Annotated in this window: 14 protein-coding genes; all 14 read left to right on the top strand. The window is 62.6% G+C overall.

The window, feature by feature from the left end; all coding sequences use genetic code 11:
• Window positions 1-21: 21 nt before the first annotated feature.
• The 14 genes from AC3IP0_RS16585 to AC3IP0_RS16520 all read left to right on the top strand — a co-directional run bounded on the left by AC3IP0_RS16585 (window position 22) and on the right by AC3IP0_RS16520 (window position 19,547).
• The gene (locus AC3IP0_RS16585; protein ID WP_489316194.1) at window positions 22-1,578 is read left to right on the top strand and encodes an acyl-CoA synthetase; all 1,557 of its coding nucleotides are present in this window, start codon (window positions 22-24) and stop codon (window positions 1,576-1,578) included.
• Between the two features lie 4 nt (window positions 1,579-1,582).
• Window positions 1,583-3,106, top strand: coding sequence for a long-chain-fatty-acid--CoA ligase (locus tag AC3IP0_RS16580; protein ID WP_489325358.1), 1,524 nt, complete (start codon window positions 1,583-1,585; stop codon window positions 3,104-3,106).
• Window positions 3,107-3,353: 247 nt separating this feature from the next.
• Window positions 3,354-4,493, top strand: coding sequence for an acyl-CoA dehydrogenase family protein (locus AC3IP0_RS16575; protein WP_489316192.1), 1,140 nt, complete (start codon window positions 3,354-3,356; stop codon window positions 4,491-4,493).
• 28 nt (window positions 4,494-4,521) lie between these two features.
• Window positions 4,522-5,730 (top strand): lipid-transfer protein, encoded by a 1,209-nt coding sequence (locus tag AC3IP0_RS16570; RefSeq protein WP_489325356.1) that lies wholly within the window; start codon window positions 4,522-4,524, stop codon window positions 5,728-5,730.
• On the top strand, window positions 5,727-6,884 hold the full coding sequence (locus AC3IP0_RS16565; protein ID WP_489325354.1) for an acyl-CoA dehydrogenase family protein: 1,158 nt from the start codon (window positions 5,727-5,729) through the stop codon (window positions 6,882-6,884). The genes AC3IP0_RS16570 and AC3IP0_RS16565 overlap by 4 nt, the downstream gene beginning before the upstream one ends.
• Window positions 6,885-6,908: 24 nt before the next feature.
• A complete protein-coding gene (locus AC3IP0_RS16560; RefSeq protein WP_489325352.1) occupies window positions 6,909-7,910 on the top strand; it encodes an acyl-CoA dehydrogenase family protein in 1,002 nt (333 codons plus the stop codon).
• A gap of 9 nt (window positions 7,911-7,919) precedes the next feature.
• Window positions 7,920-8,708, top strand: a complete 789-nt coding sequence (locus AC3IP0_RS16555) for a crotonase/enoyl-CoA hydratase family protein (protein ID WP_489325351.1) — start codon at window positions 7,920-7,922, stop codon at window positions 8,706-8,708.
• Window positions 8,709-8,875: 167 nt separating this feature from the next.
• Window positions 8,876-10,708, top strand: coding sequence for a DUF1302 domain-containing protein (locus AC3IP0_RS16550; protein WP_489325350.1), 1,833 nt, complete (start codon window positions 8,876-8,878; stop codon window positions 10,706-10,708).
• A gap of 26 nt (window positions 10,709-10,734) precedes the next feature.
• Window positions 10,735-12,102, top strand: coding sequence for a DUF1329 domain-containing protein (locus AC3IP0_RS16545; protein ID WP_489325348.1), 1,368 nt, complete (start codon window positions 10,735-10,737; stop codon window positions 12,100-12,102).
• Between the two features lie 138 nt (window positions 12,103-12,240).
• Complete coding sequence (locus AC3IP0_RS16540) at window positions 12,241-14,460, top strand: helix-turn-helix transcriptional regulator (RefSeq protein WP_489325346.1); 2,220 nt, start codon at window positions 12,241-12,243, stop codon at window positions 14,458-14,460.
• A 53-nt stretch (window positions 14,461-14,513) separates the two neighbouring features.
• On the top strand, window positions 14,514-15,944 hold the full coding sequence (locus tag AC3IP0_RS16535) for a coniferyl aldehyde dehydrogenase (RefSeq protein WP_489325345.1): 1,431 nt from the start codon (window positions 14,514-14,516) through the stop codon (window positions 15,942-15,944).
• A gap of 28 nt (window positions 15,945-15,972) precedes the next feature.
• Window positions 15,973-17,055 carry a Zn-dependent alcohol dehydrogenase gene (locus tag AC3IP0_RS16530; protein ID WP_489316183.1) on the top strand — a complete coding sequence of 361 codons (1,083 nt, stop codon included), beginning with the start codon at window positions 15,973-15,975 and terminating at the stop codon, window positions 17,053-17,055.
• A 143-nt stretch (window positions 17,056-17,198) separates the two neighbouring features.
• Complete coding sequence (locus AC3IP0_RS16525; protein WP_489325343.1) at window positions 17,199-18,392, top strand: acyl-CoA dehydrogenase family protein; 1,194 nt, start codon at window positions 17,199-17,201, stop codon at window positions 18,390-18,392.
• 12 nt (window positions 18,393-18,404) lie between these two features.
• The gene (locus tag AC3IP0_RS16520) at window positions 18,405-19,547 is read left to right on the top strand and encodes an acyl-CoA dehydrogenase family protein (protein ID WP_489325342.1); all 1,143 of its coding nucleotides are present in this window, start codon (window positions 18,405-18,407) and stop codon (window positions 19,545-19,547) included.
• Window positions 19,548-19,561: the final 14 nt, after the last annotated feature.

Below are 19,561 nucleotides of genomic sequence, written 5' to 3'. Positions count from 1 at the left end.
AATAATTCACAGGAGAACCTCATGTATCTGACCCAAGGCCTGCACCGTGTGCTGCAGCAACGTCCCCATGCCGTGGCGACGGTCTTTCGCGACCGGCGCCGCACCTATGCCGAACTGGCCGACCGGGTGGCTCGCCTGGCCGGGGCCTTGCAGCAACTGGGGATGCGGACCGGCGATCGCGTTGGTCTGCTGGGCCTGAACTCCGACCGATTCCTTGAGTATTTCCTGGCGACCTGGTGGGGCGGTGGCGTGGTCAACCCGGTGAACATTCGCTGGAGCGTGCCGGAAATCGTCTATTCGCTGGACGACAGCGACACGCGCATCCTGCTGATCGACGACACCTTCCTGCCCTTGGCCGAAGGCATTGCCAGCAGTGCCAGGGTGCGGCCGCTGTTGATCCACATCGGCGACGGGCCGTTGCCAGAAGGCATGCTGTCCTACGAGCAATTGATTGGTGAAGCCACGCCTGTGGACGACGCGTTTCGCGGCGGCGACGACCTGGCGAGCATCATGTACACCGGCGGCACCACCGGCCGACCGAAAGGCGTGATGCAGTCGCATATGAACCTGTGGACCGCTGCCGTGGCCCGCGCCGCCGACGTACCGGTGCCGGCGGACGCCTTGACCCTGCACATCGCGCCGATGTTCCACCTGGCGGCGCTGTCGCGGGTGATCCTGATTTCGCTGCTGGGGCTGCCGAGCATTTTCGTTCCGGCCTTCGATGCCCTGGACGTGATGCGCACCATCGAGCGCGAGCGCATCACCGATATCCTGATCGTGCCGACCATGCTTCAGGCGCTGATCATGCACCCGGATTTCGCCAGGCATGACCTGAGCTGCCTGCGCAGCCTCACTTACGGCGCCTCGCCGATTGCCGTGCCCTTGCTGGAAATGGCACTCAAAGCCTTGCCGAATGTCGAGTTCACTCAGGGTTACGGCATGACCGAAGCGGCGCCGCCGATCTCTGCCAACGGCCCGGAAAACCACAGCGCCGAAGGCATCGCCAATGGCCGCCTGCGCTCGGCCGGGCGCCCGGGGCTGGGCGTCACGGTGCGCATCGTCGACGAAAATGACAACGAAGTGCCCTGCGGTACCGTCGGCGAAGTGGTGGTGCGCGGCCCGAACATCATGCTCGGCTACTGGAACAACCCCGAGGAAACCGCCAAGGCCTTGCGCGGCGGCTGGATGCACACCGGCGACGGCGCCTACATGGACGCGGATGGCTTTATCTACATCGTCGACCGCTTCAAGGACATGATCGTCAGCGGTGGCGAGAACGTGTATTCCGGCGAGGTGGAAAGCGCCATTGCCAGTCACCCGGCCGTCGCCGCCTGCGCAGTGATCGGCATTCCCTGTGCACAGTGGGGCGAAGCGGTGCACGCGGTGGTGGTGCTCAAGCCGGACAACGACGTTGCAAGCGCCCAGATCATTGAACACTGCCGTCGGCAGATTGCCGGCTACAAGACCCCGAAATCCGTGGAGTTCCGTGCTGCGTTGCCGTTGTCCGGTGCGGGCAAGGTACTCAAGCGCGATCTGCGTGAACCGTTCTGGCGGGGCACGGATCGGGGTGTGAGCTGAAAGCATGTACATGACCCAATGCCTGCAACGCACGCAGCAACAGAACCCGGACCACATCGCGACTATCCATGGCGAGCGTCGCCACACCTACCGTGAATTTGGCGAACGGGTCGCTCGCCTGGCGGGCGCCTTGCAGAAGCTCGGCATGGCGGCCGGTGACCGGGTCGGCATGCTGGCGCTGAACTCCGACCGCTACCTGGAATACATCATGAGCGTGTGGTGGGGCGGAGGGGTGCTCAATCCGGTGAACATCCGCTGGAGCGTGCCGGAGATCGTCTATTCGCTGGACGATTGCAGTACCGGCATCCTCATCGTCGATGAGCACTTCGCCGGGCTGGCCGACAGCATTCGTGCCCGTGCCCAGCGTGCTCCGTTGTTTATCTACGCGGGTGACGGTGACGTGCCGGCCGGCATGCTGGGTTTCGAGTCACTGATTGCCCAGACTGCCCCGGTGCAAGACGCCGGGCGGGGCGGTGAAGACCTTGCCTGCATCATGTACACCGGCGGCACCACCGGGTTTCCCAAGGGGGTCATGCAGTCGCACCTGAACCTGTGGTCGGCGTGCATGCCTCGCATGGTGGACATGCCGCCGATCCGCGGCGGTCTGTTGATGCATGTCGCGCCATTGTTCCATGTCGCCGGCATGGCCCGTGCGCTGATTCAGTTTCTGGCCGGTGAAAGCCATGTGCTGGTGTCGAGCTTTGACCCGTTGCAGGCCTTGCAGATGATTGAGCGCGAACGGGTTACCGAGACGTTGCTGGTGCCGACCATGATCCTTGCGCTGTTGGCTCATCCAGACGTTGACAAGTATGACCTGGGCAGCCTGAAACGCCTGACCTACGGCGCTTCACCCAGCGCCGGGGATATGGTCGAGCAAGTGCTGGCCAGACTGCCGGATATCGAATTGTCCCACTCCTACGGGCTGACCGAGGCCTGCCCGGTGGTGTCCAGCAATCTGCCGTGCAATCACACGCCAGAGGCGCGCATCAGCGGCCTTTCACGCTCGGTAGGGCGTGGCGGCCTGGGCGTCAACGTGAAGATTGTCGACCCGCAGGGGCAAGAGGTTCCCCGTGGCACAGTGGGCGAGATCATTGTGCGTGGGCCGAACATCATGCAGGGCTACTGGAACAAGCCCGAGGAAACTGCCAGGGCGTTGCGCGACGGTTGGCTGTACACCGGCGACGCGGCGTGGATGGACGAGCAGGGCTACCTGTTCATCGTCGACCGCTTGAAGGACATGATCGTCAGCGGTGGGGAAAACGTTTACTCGGCGGAAGTCGAAAACATACTGTCGCGGCACCCGGCCGTGGCGATGTGTGCGGTGATCGGTGTTCCCCATGAGCAGTGGGGCGAGGCGGTGCACGCGGTGGTGGTGTGCAAGCCTGATTCGCAGGTCGATGAAGAACAAGTGCGCCTGTTTTGTCGTGAATTCATCGCCCCCTACAAGTGCCCAAAGACCGTGGAGTTCCGCGACGAGCTGCCGCTGTCGGCGGCGGGCAAAGTCCTCAAGCGCGAACTGCGCAAGTAACCAAACCACAAATCCCCTGTAGGAGCTGCCGAAGGCTGCGATCTTTTGATCTTGTTTTTGAAAAGCAAAGTCAAAAGATCGCAGGCTTCGCCAGCTCCTACCTTGATGGTGTTTCATTTCAAGCCCTCCGTAAAACCGCTCCGCAAATCCGCTACCCGATCCGGGTGGCCTCACGACCCACCCCCCGCCCATACAGTGGACTCACGAACCAGGCGCATGCCTGCCTGGCAACCCACTGGAGATCCCGATGCACATCAACCGTACCGTCTACCGTGAAGACCACGAAATGCTGCGTGAAACCGCGCGCCGTTTCTTCGAGCGTGAATGCCTGCCCAAGCAGGCGCAGTGGGACGAGGCCGGGCAGGTCGACCGGGAAACCTGGCTCAAGGCGGGCCGCCATAACCTGCTGTGCCTCACCGTGCCGACCGAGTACGGCGGTGGCGGCGGCGACTTCGGCCATTCGGCGGTGCTGATCGAAGAGCTGTACCGCGCCGGTGTCTCGGGCTGGAGCCTGGGTGTGCATTCCGACATCGTCGCGCCTTACATCGTGCGCCTGGGCACCGAAGAGCAGAAGCAGAAATGGCTGCCGAAAATCTGCTCTGGCGAAACCGTGCTGGCGGTGGCCATGACCGAACCGGGCACCGGTTCCGACCTCAAGGCGATCCGCACCACTGCCGTGCGCGACGGTGACGAGTGGGTGATCAATGGCAGCAAGACCTTCATCAGCAACGGCCTGACCTGCGACATGGTCGTGGTGGTGTGCAAGACCGACCCGAGCGCTGGCGCCAAGGGCTGCAGCCTGATCATGGTCGAGTGCAATCGCGAGGGTTTCCGTCGTGGCCGCAAGCTGGAGAAGGTCGGCCAGCACGCTGCCGACACCGCCGAGTTGTTCTTCGACGATGTGCGTGTGCCGGTGGGCAACCTGCTCGGTGAAGAAAACAAAGGCTTCATGCACCTGATGGAAGAGTTGCCGCAAGAGCGCCTGGTGATCGCCCTGTACAGCGCCGCCAAGCTCGAGCGCCTGCTGGAGCAGACCGTCGAGTACGTGAAGGACCGCAAGGCCTTCAACCAGACCGTGTGGGATTTCCAGAACACCAAATTCAAGCTGGCCGACATCAAGGCCAAGGCCACCGCCGTGCGCCTGACCATCGACCACTACATCGCCGAACACATGCGTCGCCGCCTGACCGTACAGGAGTCGGCCATCGCCAAGCTGTACGCCACCGAGACGCTTTGGCAGTGCATCGACGACATGGTCCAGCTCCACGGCGGCTACGGCTACATGCTCGAGTACCCGATTGCCCGCGCCTTCGTCGACATGCGCGTGACGCGCATCTTTGGTGGCACCAGTGAAGTGCTGCGCGAGCTGATCGCGCGCCAGTTGTGATCCTTCCCCCTCATTTTCAGGTGACACCATGAGCGAAAAAGTACTAGTGGCCGGCGTCGGCATGATCCCGTTCCGCAAGCCCAGCGACAGCCCGACCTATGTGCAGATGGGGTCCGAAGCGGTACGCCTGGCCCTGGCTGATGCGGGCATTGACTACAAACTGGTGCAAGAAGCGTATGCCGGTTATGTCTACGGCGACTCCACCTGCGGCCAGACCGTGCTGTACGAAGTGGGCATGACCGGGATTCCGGTGGTCAACGTCAACAACAACTGCTCCACCGGTTCCACCGCGCTGTACCTGGCGCGCAAGGCCATCGAGTCCGGTTCGGCAGATTGCGTATTGGCGGTGGGTTTCGAGCAGATGCAGGCCGGCGCGTTGAAATCCCACTGGGACGACCGCCCGCCAACCCGCGAACGCTTCCTGCCGATCCTGCGCGGTCTCACCGCCGATATGGATGGCATGCCTCAGGCCATCCGTACCTTCGGTGGTGCCGGGCGCGAGTACATGCACAAATACGGCACCAAAATGGAAACCTTCGCCGCCGTGCGCGCCAAGGCCAGCCGTCATGCAGCCAACAACCCGCTCGCATTGTTTCGCAAGGTGCTCAGCGTCGAAGACGTGATGAGCGACCCGGTGATTCTGCCAGGCGTCATGACCCGCCTGATGGCGTGCCCGCCAACCTGCGGTGGTGCCGCGGCGATCCTGGTGTCCGAGTGTTTTGCGAAAAAGCATGGCCTGCGCCGCGATGTGGAAATCGTTGCCCAGGCGATGACCACCGACACCCCGGAATCCTTCAATTTCGAAAAACCGTCGCTGCTCGACTGGGTCGGTACCCACATGACCCACGCCGCCGTGGGCCAGGTCTACGAGAAGGCCGGTGTCGGCCCGCAGGACATCGATGTGTGCGAACTGCATGACTGCTTCGCCCAGAACGAAGTGATCTGCTACGAGTCGCTGGGTTTCTGCCCCGAGGGCGGGGCCGAGAAGTTCGTCATGGACGGCGACAACACCTACGGCGGACAAATCGTCATCAACCCGTCCGGCGGCCTGCTTTCCAAGGGCCATCCATTGGGCGCGACCGGTCTGGCGCAGTGCTACGAGCTGACCCAGCAATTGCGCGGTAATGCCGATCAGCGCCAGGTCGACGGTGCACGTCTGGCCATGGCCCATAACCTCGGGCTGGGCGGTGCATGCGTGGTGACGCTGTACGGCAAAGCCAGTGGGGGTGCCCAGTGAGCAGCTTGCTCGACGCCTTTCGCCTGACCGCGCTGCCGCCACACGCCGAGGCCTTTCGTGCCGAGGTCAAAGGTTTTCTGGCCGAGCATCTGCCGAGCGTTCCGGCGAATGTACGGGCCCGCAGCTGGACCGGTTTTGACGCCGGTTTCAGTCGCCAGCTCGCGCACCGTGGCTGGGTCGGCCTGACCTTGCCGACCGCTTATGGCGGTGCCGGGCTGGATGCGTTCAGTCGCTTCGTGCTGGTCGAGGAACTGCTGTCGGCCGGTGCTCCGGTGGCGGCGCACTGGATCGCCGACCGCCAGAGCGGGCCGTTGATCCTGAAATTCGGCAACGACGCGCAGAAGGATTTTTTCCTGCCGCGCATCTGCGCCGGCAAGGCGTTTTTCTGCATCGGCATGAGCGAACCGAACTCGGGGTCTGACCTGGCCAGCGTGCGCAGCCGCGCCACCCGTTGCCCTGAAGGTTGGCGTCTGAGCGGGCGCAAGATCTGGACCACCAATGCCCATCACGCCGACTACATGATCGCCCTGGTGCGCACCAGCGGTTCGCCCGAGGACCGTCACAACGGGCTGTCGCAATTCATCATCGACCTCAGGCAGCCAGGCATCAGCGTGCGTCCCATTGTCGACTTGGCCGGCGACGCGCATTTCTCCGAAGTGGCCTTCGACGATGTCTTGCTCGGCGAAGACGCGTTGGTGGGCGAGGAGGGCAGCGGCTGGAAGCAGGTGAATGCCGAACTCGCGTTCGAGCGCAGCGGGCCGGAGCGCTTCTACTCCAGCGTGGTGTTGCTCGATCTGTGGGCCGACACCTTGCGCCGTCACGGCGCCACTGCACAGGAATCCGCGTTGCTCGGCAGTTTCCTCACGCAGTTGACCTGCCTGCGCAACCTCTCGCTGGCGCTGACTGCATTGCTCGCCCGGGGCGAAAGCCCGGTGGTGGAAGCTGCGCTGGTCAAGGACATCGGCACTGAATTCGAACAGGCGATCCCGACAGCGATTGCCACGGCGATCAGCGCCCATCCGGATGTACCCGTCGATGAGGAGCTGTACCGCACGGTCGTCTACCTGAACCAGGTCGCGCCGACCTTCTCGTTGCGCGGCGGCACCCGGGAAATCCTGCGCGGCATGATCGCTCGCGGCCTCGGCCTGCGCTGATGCACCTCGAATAGGAAAAACTTCATGTTCACTGAAGCCATTGAAAAGATCCTCAGCGACTTGTGCACGCCGGCGCTGGTCCGTGCCGTGGAAAACGGAGACAGCGCTGCAACGCTGTGGAGTGCCCTGGAAGACAGCGGCTTTCTGGAATTGCTGACGCCTGAAGTCGCCGGTGGCGCGGGACTGGCGCTGAATGCACTGCTGCCGATTTTTGTCGCCTTCGGTCGCTGCGCGCTGCCGGTCCCGGCGGCGCAAAGCATTGCTGCCCGCGCGTTGATGTGTGACTGCCCGAGCCGGCCACCGACCGGCATGTTGACCCTGGCCGGTACGGCCTGCCGCCAGCCCGATGGCCTGTTGTGTGTGCCGCGTGTGGCGTTTGGTTTGTTGGCTGATTTCGCCCTGGTCAACCTGGACGGCGAGTTGCTGCTGCTCGATTGCAGCCTCGCCCGCCGCGAGTCCACGGGCGTTCACGGCAGTCAATGCGCCACCTTGTACTGGCCGCAGGATTCACTCGGCAGCGCAATCGGCAATAACGGCGAAGAAGTACGAGTGTTCAACGCGGCTATCCACGCCGCCGCCATCGCCGGGGCCATGGAGCAGGTTCTCGCCATGACGCTGGAGTACTGCAACGACCGGGTGCAGTTCGGCAAGGCCATCGGCAAATTCCAGGCCGTGCAGCATCAACTCAGCGTGATGGCCGAGCAAGTGGCCGCCGCGCGCATCGCCGCTGAACTGGCGTTTTCCGGCGATTTTCAGGTGCCGGACCTGATGGCGACGGCCATTGCCAAAGCGCGGACCAGCATGGCCGTGCCTCAAGTCACTGCCATCGCCCACGCACTGTTCGGCGCCATCGGCGTGACCGAAGAACTGGACTTGCAACTGTTCACCCGGCGCCTGCACGAGTGGCGCATCAGCGACGGCTCGGAAACCTGGTGGAACGGCATCGTCGGCCAGGCGTTTCTTGAACAACCGGATACCTGCGCCAGCCATTTCGTGCGTCACGTCACCCTGTCCCCATCGGCCTGAGGATCATCCATGAGCCCGTTTTTGAAGTACGAACAGGAAGGTCATGTCGTCACCCTGACGATGAATGACCCCGAACGACGCAACCCGCTGACCGGCAACAGCGCCGTGCCGGAATTCCTCGAAGCCATTGAGCGGATTGAACGCGACAGCAGTGTGCGTGCAGTGATCATCACCGGCGCCGGCACGGCGTTCTGCTCCGGTGGCAACGTGCGCGACATGGATCGCTACGCGCAGATGTCGGGCATGCAATTGCGTCAGGAATATCGCACCGGCATTCAGCGCTTGCCCTTGGCGTTGTTCAATCTGGAAGTACCGGTGATCGCCGCGGTCAATGGCGCGGCCATCGGCGCGGGGCTGGATCTGGCGTGCATGTGTGACATCCGCGTGGCGTCGGAGCACGCGAAGTTTGCCGAGAGTTTCGTCAAGTTGGGGATCATTCCTGGCGACGGCGGCGCCTGGTTGTTGCCACGCATCATCGGTTTGTCCCGCGCCACCGAACTGACCCTGACCGGACAAATGATCGACGCACGCCAGGCCGAGCAATGGAACCTGGTGTCCCGCGTTGTCCCCGCCGAGCAGTTGCTGGATACGGCGCGGGAGATCGCCGCGTCGATCGCCGCCAACCCGCCTCACGCCGTGCGCCTGGCCAAGCGTTTGTTGCGCGAGGCCTTGCACACCCGACTCGACACGCTGCTGGAAATGTCGGCGACGTTCCAGGTGCTGTCGCACCAGACCGCCGACCACCGCGAAGCCGTGGCGGCGTTTATCGACAAGCGAGCACCAACTTTTACCGGGTGAGTGTCACCGAGCGTAACGCACGGTGACCGTGGTTCGAACCGGGTGGTTACGCGGCACAAAACCCCATCAATAAGGCTGTTTCAAATCACCCGTTCGGGTGTGAGACCCCCAACGGAGCGCCGCTAGCATGGGCGCTCCAACACTTAATCCTTAACCGGAGAAACCGCATGACAACAAAAACAATGCGCGGAGTCTTCCAGCCGAGTCTGCTGGCCGTCGCTGTGATGGTTGCCACTTGCGCGAGCAATGAGGCTCACGCTGTCGCTTTCAATATCGGGGAAATTCAGGGCAATTTCGATTCGTCGCTGTCGATTGGCGCGAGCTGGTCGGCAGCTGATCCGGACAAGCAATTCATCTCCAACTTCAACTCCCAGGGTGTCACCGGCGGCAAGTCCGCGTCCCGGACCACCGACGACAACCGCCTGAACTTCAAGAAGGGTGAAACCTTCTCGAAGATCTTCAAGGGCGTGCATGACCTGGAGCTCAAGTACGGCGACAGCGGCGCCTTCGTGCGCGGCAAATACTGGTACGACTTCGAGCTGATGGACGAGAGCCGTCCGTTCTATGACATCGACGACTCGGGACGTGACCGTGCGGCCAAGTCGTCCGGCGCGATGTTCCTCGACAGCTTCGTCTACCACAACTACACGATTGGCGATCAGGTCGGCAACGTGCGCCTGGGCAAGCAAGTGGTGAGCTGGGGCGAGAGCACCTTCATCGGCAACTCGATCAACAGCATCAACCCGATCGACGTCGCCGCCTTGCGTCGCCCGGGTGCGGAAGTGAAGGAGGGTCTGATCCCGGTCAACCTGCTCTACGTGTCCCAGGGCCTGGCGGACAACATCACCGCTGAAGGTTTCTACCAGCTGCAATGGGACAAGTCGGTGGTGGACAACTGCGGCACATTCTTCGGCAATGACGGTGTGCCGCAAGGTTGTGACGATCGCCTGGTGATCGCCGGTCTCGACCTGCCACCGGGTGTTGCGAAGAACACCGGCGGTCTGGCTGCCATTGCCGCCGGCACCGACGACGCGTTCATCCCGCGCCTGAAGGACAACGATGCGCGCGACGGTGGCCAGTATGGCCTGGCGCTGCGTTGGTATGTGCCGGAAGCCAACGACACCGAGTTCGGCGCCTACGCGATGAACTACCACAGCCGTAACCCGCTCCTGAGCATCAATCAGATGAGCAACCCGGCCGGTGGCGTGGCCTCGGCGCGCAGTGCGCGTTACTTCATCGATTATCCGGAAGATATTCGTCTGTACGGCTTGAGCTTCCAGACCAACGTCGCCGGCGTATCGCTCGGTGGCGAAGTCAGCTACCGGCCAAACATGCCGCTGCAACTGAACACCGCTGACCTGTTGTCCGCCGCGACCTTCGGCGCAACGTCACCGCTGATCACCACCGGTTTCGCCGGACGCACCCTGGGTGCCGAGGTCAACGGCTACAAGCGCATGCCGGTGACCCAGGCGCAGGTGACCGCCACGCAGTTCTTCGATCAAGTGTTCGGTGCCAGTCGCCTGACCCTGGTGGGTGAGGTGGGTTACAACAAGATCAACGGCCTGGGCAAGGCGGACGGTACGGACTTGCGCTTCGGTCGCAGCCCGGCCTTCGGTTCCGGCGAACTGCCGGGCGCAGCGGGCGCGGCCACCTGCCGAGGTTCGGCGGCAGGCCTGCCCAACGCCAGCAACCCGGCGCAGGAATGCAACAACGATGGTTTCTACACCAGCAGCAGCTGGGGCTATCGCCTGCGCGGCAAGCTCGACTACCCGAACGTGATCTCCGGCATCAACCTGTCGCCGAACCTTGCCTGGTCCCACGACGTCCAGGGTTTCGGCCCGAACTTCGAAGAAGGCTCCAAGGCCGTGAGCCTGGGTGTCGATGCCGATTACCAGAACACCTACACCGCCAGCCTGAGTTACACCAACTACTTCGGTGGCGATTTCAACACCAACGTCGACCGCGACTATGCCGCGCTGAGCTTCGGCGTGAATTTCTGATGCAACCCTGCCAGAGGAAACTGAACATGAACGCACGTTTAATTCTGCGCGCTGGCGCACTGAGTCTGTCGTTGCTGGCCAGCGGTGTGATGGCCGCGGTTGCCCCACAGGAGGCGGCGCAACTGGGGACTACGCTGACGCCGTTGGGGGCACAGAAAGAGGGCAATGCCAACGGCAGCATTCCGGCCTGGACCGGTGGCCTCAAACCCGGTGCGGCGGCACTCGACAATGGTTTTCTCGGTGATCCGTTTGTCGGTGAAAAACCGCAGTTCGTGATCACGGCAGCCAACGTCGACCAGTACAAGGACAAGCTGACCCCGGGCCAGCTGGCGATGTTCAAGCGTTATCCGGACAGCTACAAGATCCCGGTGTACAAGACCCTGCGCACCGCAGCGTCACCGCAGAATGTCTATGACATCGCGAAAAAGAGTGCGGTGACCACCGAGCTGACGCCCGATGGCAACGGCCTGGTGAACTTCACTCAGACCCGTTACTACCCGTTCCCGATTCCAAAGAACGGCGTGGAGGTCTACTGGAACCACACCAACCGTTATCGCGGCGGCAACATGGAACGTATTGCGGCCCAGGCTGCTCCGCAAACCAATGGTTCTTACAACATTGTCGAGTACGAAGACAAACTGGCCTTCCCGCAATTGATGGAAGGCGTCGATGCCGGGCAGGCCGACAACGTCCTGTACTACTACAAACAGGAAATCACCGCGCCGTCGCGCATGGCCGGCAGCGTGATCCTGATCCACGAGACCATCGACCAGGTCAAGGAACCGCGCCTGGCGTGGGTCTACAACGCCGGCCAGCGCCGCGTACGGCGTGCACCGCAAGTGGCTTACGATGGCCCGGGCAACGGCTCCGACGGCATGCGCACCGCCGACAACACCGACATGATGAACGGCGCACCGGATCGTTATGACTGGAAGCTGGTGGGCAAACAGGAGCTGTACATCCCGTACAACAACTACAAGTTGCAGTCGCCGAAGGTCAAGTACGACGACATCATCAAGCCGGGGCATATCAACCAGGACCTGACGCGCTACGAATTGCACCGCGTCTGGCACGTGCAGGCCACGCTCAAGCCCGGTCAGCGTCACGTGTATGCCAAGCGTGACATGTACTTCGATGAGGACACCTGGCAACTGGCCGAGGTCGATCACTACGACGGTCGTGGCCAGCTGTGGCGGGTGGCGGAAGGTTATGCGATCAACGATTACGAGCGTGGCGCGCCGAACTTCGCGATGCTCGGCATCTACGACCTGATCGCCGGCCGCTACAACGTGCTGGCCATGACCAACCAGTCCAGGCACGCCACCACCTATGGCTTGACCGCGAAGATGACCGATTTCACCCCGGCTGCGCTGCGCAACGACGGCATTCGCTGACCGTTCGCCCTCGCCTCAAGCAACGCCCTGTTCGCAGGGCGTTGTGCATTGCGAGCCTTGCACCCACCTGATGCGGGTGGCGCGCAAACCGGTGTCCGGCTCAATGATGGAGTCCACTTCCCATCAGCGAGGTCCGCCATGTTTGTGCCACGGCCGCATCTGATCGATGCACTTGAGGGCAAGCAGTGCCGCTTGCAACTGCTTTGCGCGCCTGCCGGGTATGGCAAGACGTCATTGTTGCAGCAGTATTTGCAAGGCGTTGCGCCGCCGGGGCAAGTGGTGTGGATGTCTTTGGGCGCACAGCCGCAGACGCTGGAGCACTTCATTTCAGGATTGGCGGGTGAATTGGGGTTGGCGGCTGATACGGCTCCCTATGCGCTACTGGATGTTCTCGATTCAAGAAATCTGGAGACTGAGCCATCGCTATCGCGAGCAAGCTCGCTCCCACAGGGGAACGCGGTCAACTGTGGGAGCGAGCTTGCTCGCGATGAGGCCCTTGCGACCAGCGGAGATCTCAAGCTTCGCCTGGTTTTCGACGATCTCCCGGCACAGATGCCGGCAGACCTGAACCACTGGTTCGACCAACTCCTGTCCCTCAAAACACCACGACTGCAAGTGTTGGTCACCTGTCGCCAGCGCCCGGACTGGAATCTGCCGCGCTTGATGCTGACCGGGCAGTTGCAGGAGCTGGGCACCGGGCAACTGGCCCTGCGCCCCGATGAGTTCGAATCGCTGATCGATGCCCTTGCGCCGCACACCGATGCAACGGCCAGAGAAAAACTCTGGCATGAGACAGGCGGGTGGTGCGCCGGTATTCGTCTGTCGCTTTCTCTGGAGCAGGCACAGTCCTCACCCTTGCTCACTCAATACCTTGAGCGCGAACTGTTGTCGCGGCTGAGCCAGGAACAGCGCGAGGTCCTGTGCGGGCTCGCGCATTTGTCCCGATTCAGCGCGGACTTCTGCGAACAGTTATGGGAAGGCCAGCAGGGTGGTCGGGTGTTCAACAGCCTGCTGCACGGCCAGGCTTATGTGTTCCCGGTGGAGCAACAATCTGGCTGGTTCCGGCTGCTTCCGGCCGTGGCCCGGGCGTTGCAGCATCAATTGGCTGGCCTGGCGCTGAACCGCTTGCGATTGCGGGCCTGTCAGTTGCTCAGCGTGCTGGGGCATGTCGATGAGGCGGTGGAGCAGGCGTTGTGGGCTGATCAGCCCGAGGTGGCCGCCAATTACATGGAGCGCTTGTGGCTGAGCTGGATCCTCGGCGAACAGCATCTGAGCAAGCTGATGGACTGGCGTGAGCGTATCGAACCGCAGTTGCTGCACAGCAGCCCGCGCCTGATTTACCTGTGTGCCAAGGCGTTATTGTTCAGTGGGCGGCTGGACGAGGCCGCCGAGTGCCTGGCGCGGCTCGGGCATTTTCTGCCGTTGCCCGATACCCGGCGCAATCATCGTCTGCTGGCGAACTGGCAGGCGCTGTACGGCACCTTGCAGGCATTGCGCGGCCATGCCGACTCGGCGCGCCTGCATTGTCGGGCGGCCCTTGACGACCTGACGGCTGAGGATTGGCTGTCGGTATTGCTGTGCCATTGCATCCTGGCGCGAATCGCGATGGAGGCCGGCGACCTTGTCGAGGCCCAGTCGCTGCTGGATCACTCACTGGAACTGGCCCGGCGCCAGGGCAGTCATGAGTCGGAAGTGCTGGTCAACGTCGACCGGGCGCGCCTGCTGATGCTTCAGGGGCAATGGGGGCAGGCGCAATCGCTGGTGCGTAGCGAGCTCAACCGACTGACCGTGAAGGGCGCGCAACCTTACCCGTTGCTCGGGCGGCTGCTGTTTGCCCAGGGCGAGTTGCTGTTGCAACAGGGCCACACCCACGAAGCCGAGGTGGTGGTGCAAGCGGGGCTGTTGCAGGTCCGCGACTGCTGCGCCCCCTTTGTGCTCAACGGCTATCTGCTGTTGTCGGAAATCGCTTCGCGCAGCCGTGACCCGGAAAAGGCCCGCTGGCACTTGTACGAAGCCGAGCGGCGCATGCATTGGGGCAAGATCCACGCTGCGTGTTACCAAGGGCCGATCGCACGGCAGAAAGCCCGGATCGCCGCCCGCGAGCAACCGGCCAACGACGACAAGGTTTCGCCGGTTCGCCTGACCGGCGTGGCGGATTACCAGGATGACCTGACACCCCGCGAGGTCTCGGTACTCAAGTTGCTGGCCGAGGGGATGTCGGTACGCGAAGTGGGCAGCCGCTTGTTCATCTCGGAAAACACCGTGAAAACCCACGCCAAGAACATCAACGTCAAGCTCGGCGCCTGTCGTCGCACCCAGGCCATCAACAGCGCCAAGGCCATGGGCATCCTCGCTTGAATCCATCGACGTGACGCCACCCACCTGATCCGGGTGGCGGCGCCGCACCAGCGATGATCAACCATGCAGCCAGACCCTGTGCATTGCAGCCCGACCGTGGCCGCGTCCTGACAAAAACAAGCGAGGTAGTGATGAGCGCCATCGAGAGTTCGACGAGCTGTGACATCCGCACGATCCTGGAAAAACAACGCGCGGCCTTCCAGGCCCGCGAACCCTATACCCTTGAAGAGCGCTGTGAATTGCTCGACCGGGCGATCGGTTTGCTGGTCAATCATGAGCAGGAAATCATCGAGGCCCTGACCGCCGATTTCGGCCATCGCAGCCCCGGTTTCTCCAAGGGCAGTGAAGTGCTGTCGCCACTGGCCACGCTCAAGCAGACCAAAGCCGAACTGGCGCAATGGATGCGCCCGGAACAACGTCAGGCCCGGGCCGGTGAAGCCTGGTTGCAATACCAACCCCTGGGGGTCGTGGGCATCGTCACGGCCTGGAACGTGCCTGGCTACATGGTGTTCAGCGGGCTTGCCGGCGCGTTGGCGGCGGGCAACCGGGTGATGATCAAACCGTCGGAATTCAATCCGCACACCTCGGCATTGATCGCCCGTCTGATTCGTTCGGTGTACGCCGAAGAAGAGGTAGCGGTCGTTCTGGGCGGCGCAGAGGTCGGCCAGGCGTTCTGCGGCCAGCCGTTCGATCATCTGCTGTTCACCGGTGCCACCAGCATCGGCAAGCACGTGTTGCGGGCGGCGGCGGAGAACCTGGTGCCGGTGACCCTGGAATTGGGCGGCAAGTCGCCGACGATCATCTCGCGCTCGGCAGACTTCAACGAAGCGGTGGCCAAAGTGGTGATCGGCAAGCTGCTCAATGCCGGCCAGCTGTGCGTGGCGCCGGACTACGTGTTTGTCCCGCAAGAGTCGGTGGACGCCTTCATCGGCGTGGCCAGGGCCGTGGTGGCGAAGTTTTTCCCGACGCTCAGGGACAACCCCGACTACACCTCGATCATCAACGCCCGGCATTTCGAGCGCTTGCAGGGTTACCTGAGCGAGGCCCGCGCCGCCGGTGTCGAGCTGATCGAACTGAACGCCGGCGCTGAAGATTTCAGTCAATCGACACTGAACAAGATCGTGCCGACGCTGCTGCGCAACCCCGGTGACGATTTGCAGGTAATGCAGGACGAAATCTTCGGCCCGTTGCTGCCGATCAAGCCTTACGAATCGATCAGCGACGTGATTGCCCGGATCAACGCGCGGCCGCGTCCGCTGGCCTTGTACTACTTCGGTAACGATGCCGCCGAAGAGGCCCAGGTACTCAGCCGCACCTGTTCCGGTGGCGTGACCCTCAACGGCGTGATGAGCCACGCCAGCACCGAAGGTTTGCCGTTCGGCGGCGTCGGCCAAAGCGGCATGGGTGCCTACCATGGCATCGACGGTTTCCGCACCTTCAGCCACGCCAAAGCCGTTTTGCGTACAGCGGCCAACCCGGCCTGAACCCCACATCATTGTTGAGAGAACTGCCATGAAAGCTGCCGTATTCCATCAGGTTGGAGCCCCGCTGGTCATCGAAGAGGTGGGCATCAGCAAACCCGGTCCGCGCGAAGTGTTGATCCGTACCAAAGCCGTGGGTGTGTGCCACTCGGACTTGCATGTCATCGACGGCTCGTTTCCGTATCCCGGCCCGATGGTCCTGGGTCATGAAGCGGCCGGCGTGGTCGAGCAGGTCGGCTCCGAAGTGCGTTCGGTCAAGCCCGGCGATCATGTGGTCACCTGCCTGACGGTGTTCTGTGGCCACTGCGATCATTGCGTGACCGGCCATCTGGCGCGCTGCGTGTCGCCGGAAACCAAACGTGGCAAGGACGAAGAGCCACGCCTGACCTACGTGCACAAACCGATGCCGCAATTCGTCAACCTGTCCGGGTTCGCCGAGCAGATGCTGGTGCACGAAAATGCCTGCGTGGCGATCCGCCGCGACATGCCGCTGGACCGCGCCGCCTTGCTCGGTTGCGCGGTGACCACCGGCACTGGCGCGGTGTTCAACACCGCCAAGGTGCGGCCAGGCGAGACCGTGGCCGTGATCGGTTGCGGCGGTATCGGCCTGGCCGCGATCAACGGCGCGGCGCTGGCCGGGGCAGGGCGGATCATCGCCATCGACATGCTCGACTCGAAGCTGGAACTGGCCAGGCAGTTCGGCGCCACCGATGTGATCAACGGCCGGGATGGCGATGCCGCCAGGCAAGTGATGGAGTTGACTCACGGCGGTGTGCACCACGCCTTCGAATGCATCGGCCTCAAGCAGACCGCCGAACAGGCCTTCGCCATGCTCGCCCGTGGCGGTACCGCCACGGTGATCGGCATGCTCAAGCCGGGCCTGAAGATCGAGCTGGATCCGCTGCAATTGCTCCACGAACGGCGCATCCAGGGCTCGCTGATGGGCTCTAACCGCTTCCCGGTCGACATGCCGCGCCTGGTGGATTTCTACATGTCCGGCAAGCTCAAGCTCGATGAGATGATTTCCCAGCGCATCCGCCTGGACCAGATCAACGAGGCGTTCGATGAGTTGCGTCGCGGTGAACTGGCGCGCTCGGTGATCGTTTTCGAATAAGCAGCGTAAATACCCTGTGGGAGCGAGCTTGCTCGCGAAGAGGCCGTCACATCCAACATCAACGTTGACTGGCACGCCGCCTTCGCGAGCAAGCCCGCTCCCACAGGGGGTGTGGGTAAGCCCAAATGGTTTTGGAGTGGATGATGGACATTGAATTCACGGTGCAGGAACAGGCCTTTCGCCAGGAAGTCCGAGTCTTCTTGCGCGACAATTTGCCTGGCGAGCTGTCCGAGCGAATCTCGTTGGGCAAACGCCTGAGCAAAGCGCATCAGGTGCAATGGATGCAGATTCTCGACCGGCAAGGCTGGCTCGCGCCGGGCTGGCCGGTCGAGTTCGGCGGCACCGGCTGGAGTGCGGTGCAGAAGCATATTTTCGACGAGGAATGCTTTGCCGCGGGCGCACCGAAAGTGGTGTCGTTCGGCCTTAAGATGGTCGCCCCGGTGATCATCAAGTTCGGCAGCGCCGAGCAGAAAGCACACTTCCTTCCCCGGATCCTTTCCTGTGAGGACTGGTGGTGCCAGGGCTACTCCGAACCCGGGGCCGGTTCTGATTTGTCGTCGTTGAAAACCCGCGCGGTGCGCGAGGGCGATCACTACGTGGTCAACGGCCAGAAGACCTGGACCACGCTGGCGCACTTTGCCGACTGGATGTTCTGCCTGGTGCGTACCGACCCCGAGGCCCGTCAGCAACGGGGCATTTCGTTCCTGCTGATCGACATGAAAACCCCGGGTATCACGGTGCGGCCGATCATCACCCTGGACGGCGAACATGAAGTCAACGAAGTGTTCTTCGACAATGTGCGGGTGCCGGTGGCGAATCTGGTCGGGCAAGAGAATGAGGGCTGGACCTGCGCCAAGTACTTGCTGACCCACGAGCGCACCAGCATCGGCGGGATCGCGCAGAACAAGGCATTGCTCACCCGGCTCAAGCGCATTGCCGGCCAGGAAGTCCGTGACGGTCGGCCGCTGATCGAAGATCCGTTGTTCCGCGCGCAGATTGCCGAAGTCGACATGCAATTGATGGCGGCCGAAATGAGCAACCTGCGCACGTTGGCGGCGACACAAAACGGCGATGTACCCGGTGCCGAAAGCTCGTTCCTGAAGATCAGGGGCACCGAGATTCGGCAGGCCATCACCTACCTGATCAGTAAGGCCATGGGGCCGTACGCGTTGCCGTTCATTGAAGATGAACTGGGTTATGGCAGCGAACCGTTGCTCTACACCGACTACAGCAGCGCGGCCACCTACCAGTACCTGGATGCGCGCAAGGCCTCGATCTATGGCGGCGCCAATGAAATCCAGAAGAACATCATCGCGAAAATGATCCTCGAACTCTAAGGCGCCACGACCATGGATTTCAAACTGACAGAAGAGCAGCTGATGCTGCAGGAAACCGCCGCGCGCCTGGTGCGTGACGTGTATGGTTTTGAGCATCGCGAGCAGTACCGCCAGAGCCAACAGGGTTTCAGCGGCCCGTTCATGCAGCAACTGGGTGAACTCGGACTGTGCGCCGTGCCCTTTGCCGAAGCCTATGGCGGCTATGGTGGCAGCGGTGTGGAGAACATGCTGATCATGACCGAACTGGGTCGCGGCCTGTGCCTGGAGCCTTACCTGCACTCGGTGATTTTCGCCGGCGGCCTGGTCGAGCAGTTGGGCAACGCAGCCCAGAAAGACACGCTTTTGCCGCAAGTCGGCAGCGCCAGCCTGCAACTGGCCGTGGCCCTCGATGAACCACAGAGTCACTACCAGTTGCACGACGTTCAGACCATCGCCGAGCCAGTCAGCGGTGGCTGGAAACTCAATGGCCGCAAGTCGGTGATTATCGGTGGCCAGAGCGCCGGGCTGATTCTGGTGTCGGCGCGCACCAGTGGCGGTGTTCGGGACGAGAAAGGCATCAGTCTGTTCCTGGTCGACCCGCAAGACAGCGGCGTCAGTCGACGCACCTTCGACACCCTGGACGGGCGGATGGCCTGCGAGCTGTACCTTGAAGACGTGTTCGTCAAAAGCAGTGCGGTGCTCGGCGAAGTGGGGCAGGCCTTGCCGGCGCTGCGTTATCAGCAAGGCCGTTGCATCGCCGCGCAATGCGCCGAAGCCGTGGGCAGCATGGAGGCGGCGTGCGCCTTGACCCTCGATTACCTGAAAACCCGCCAGCAGTTCGGTCAGCCCATCGGCAAGTTCCAGGTGCTGCAACACCGGATGGTGGATATGCGCATCGAGCTGGACCAGGCCACCTCGATGACCCTGCTCGCCGCCTGCGTGGCCGATCAGGCCGACAGTGACGAGCGCAGCCGCGTCCTGGCCGCCGCCAAGTTTATCGTCAGCCGCGCCAGCCGTTTTGTCGCGGACCAGGGCATCCAGTTGCACGGTGGTATCGGCCTGACCTGGGAATACATGTTGTCGCACCATGCCAAGCATCTGTTGATGGTGGCGCGCCAGTTCGGCGACGACGACCATCATTTGCAGGCTTACGCGAAGTTGATGTCGGCGGCGTGAGGCATACCCCAACC

The sequence above is a fragment of the Pseudomonas sp. GL_103 genome, from assembly GCF_057835175.1.
The sequence above is the reverse complement of the archived record's forward strand: the minus strand, read 5'-3'. Positions and strand labels throughout refer to the sequence as shown.

What these genes read in the sequence shown, in the direction of transcription:
- AC3IP0_RS16585 (WP_489316194.1), top strand. Translation starts at nt 22, where the DNA reads ATGTATCTGACCCAAGGCCTGCACCGTGTGCTGCAGCAACGTCCCCAT.
- AC3IP0_RS16580 (WP_489325358.1), top strand. Translation starts at nt 1,583, where the DNA reads ATGTACATGACCCAATGCCTGCAACGCACGCAGCAACAGAACCCGGAC.
- AC3IP0_RS16575 (WP_489316192.1), top strand. Translation starts at nt 3,354, where the DNA reads ATGCACATCAACCGTACCGTCTACCGTGAAGACCACGAAATGCTGCGT.
- AC3IP0_RS16570 (WP_489325356.1), top strand. Translation starts at nt 4,522, where the DNA reads ATGAGCGAAAAAGTACTAGTGGCCGGCGTCGGCATGATCCCGTTCCGC.
- AC3IP0_RS16560 (WP_489325352.1), top strand. Translation starts at nt 6,909, where the DNA reads ATGTTCACTGAAGCCATTGAAAAGATCCTCAGCGACTTGTGCACGCCG.
- AC3IP0_RS16555 (WP_489325351.1), top strand. Translation starts at nt 7,920, where the DNA reads ATGAGCCCGTTTTTGAAGTACGAACAGGAAGGTCATGTCGTCACCCTG.
- AC3IP0_RS16550 (WP_489325350.1), top strand. Translation starts at nt 8,876, where the DNA reads ATGACAACAAAAACAATGCGCGGAGTCTTCCAGCCGAGTCTGCTGGCC.
- AC3IP0_RS16545 (WP_489325348.1), top strand. Translation starts at nt 10,735, where the DNA reads ATGAACGCACGTTTAATTCTGCGCGCTGGCGCACTGAGTCTGTCGTTG.
- AC3IP0_RS16540 (WP_489325346.1), top strand. Translation starts at nt 12,241, where the DNA reads ATGTTTGTGCCACGGCCGCATCTGATCGATGCACTTGAGGGCAAGCAG.
- AC3IP0_RS16535 (WP_489325345.1), top strand. Translation starts at nt 14,514, where the DNA reads ATGATCAACCATGCAGCCAGACCCTGTGCATTGCAGCCCGACCGTGGC.
- AC3IP0_RS16530 (WP_489316183.1), top strand. Translation starts at nt 15,973, where the DNA reads ATGAAAGCTGCCGTATTCCATCAGGTTGGAGCCCCGCTGGTCATCGAA.
- AC3IP0_RS16525 (WP_489325343.1), top strand. Translation starts at nt 17,199, where the DNA reads ATGGACATTGAATTCACGGTGCAGGAACAGGCCTTTCGCCAGGAAGTC.
- AC3IP0_RS16520 (WP_489325342.1), top strand. Translation starts at nt 18,405, where the DNA reads ATGGATTTCAAACTGACAGAAGAGCAGCTGATGCTGCAGGAAACCGCC.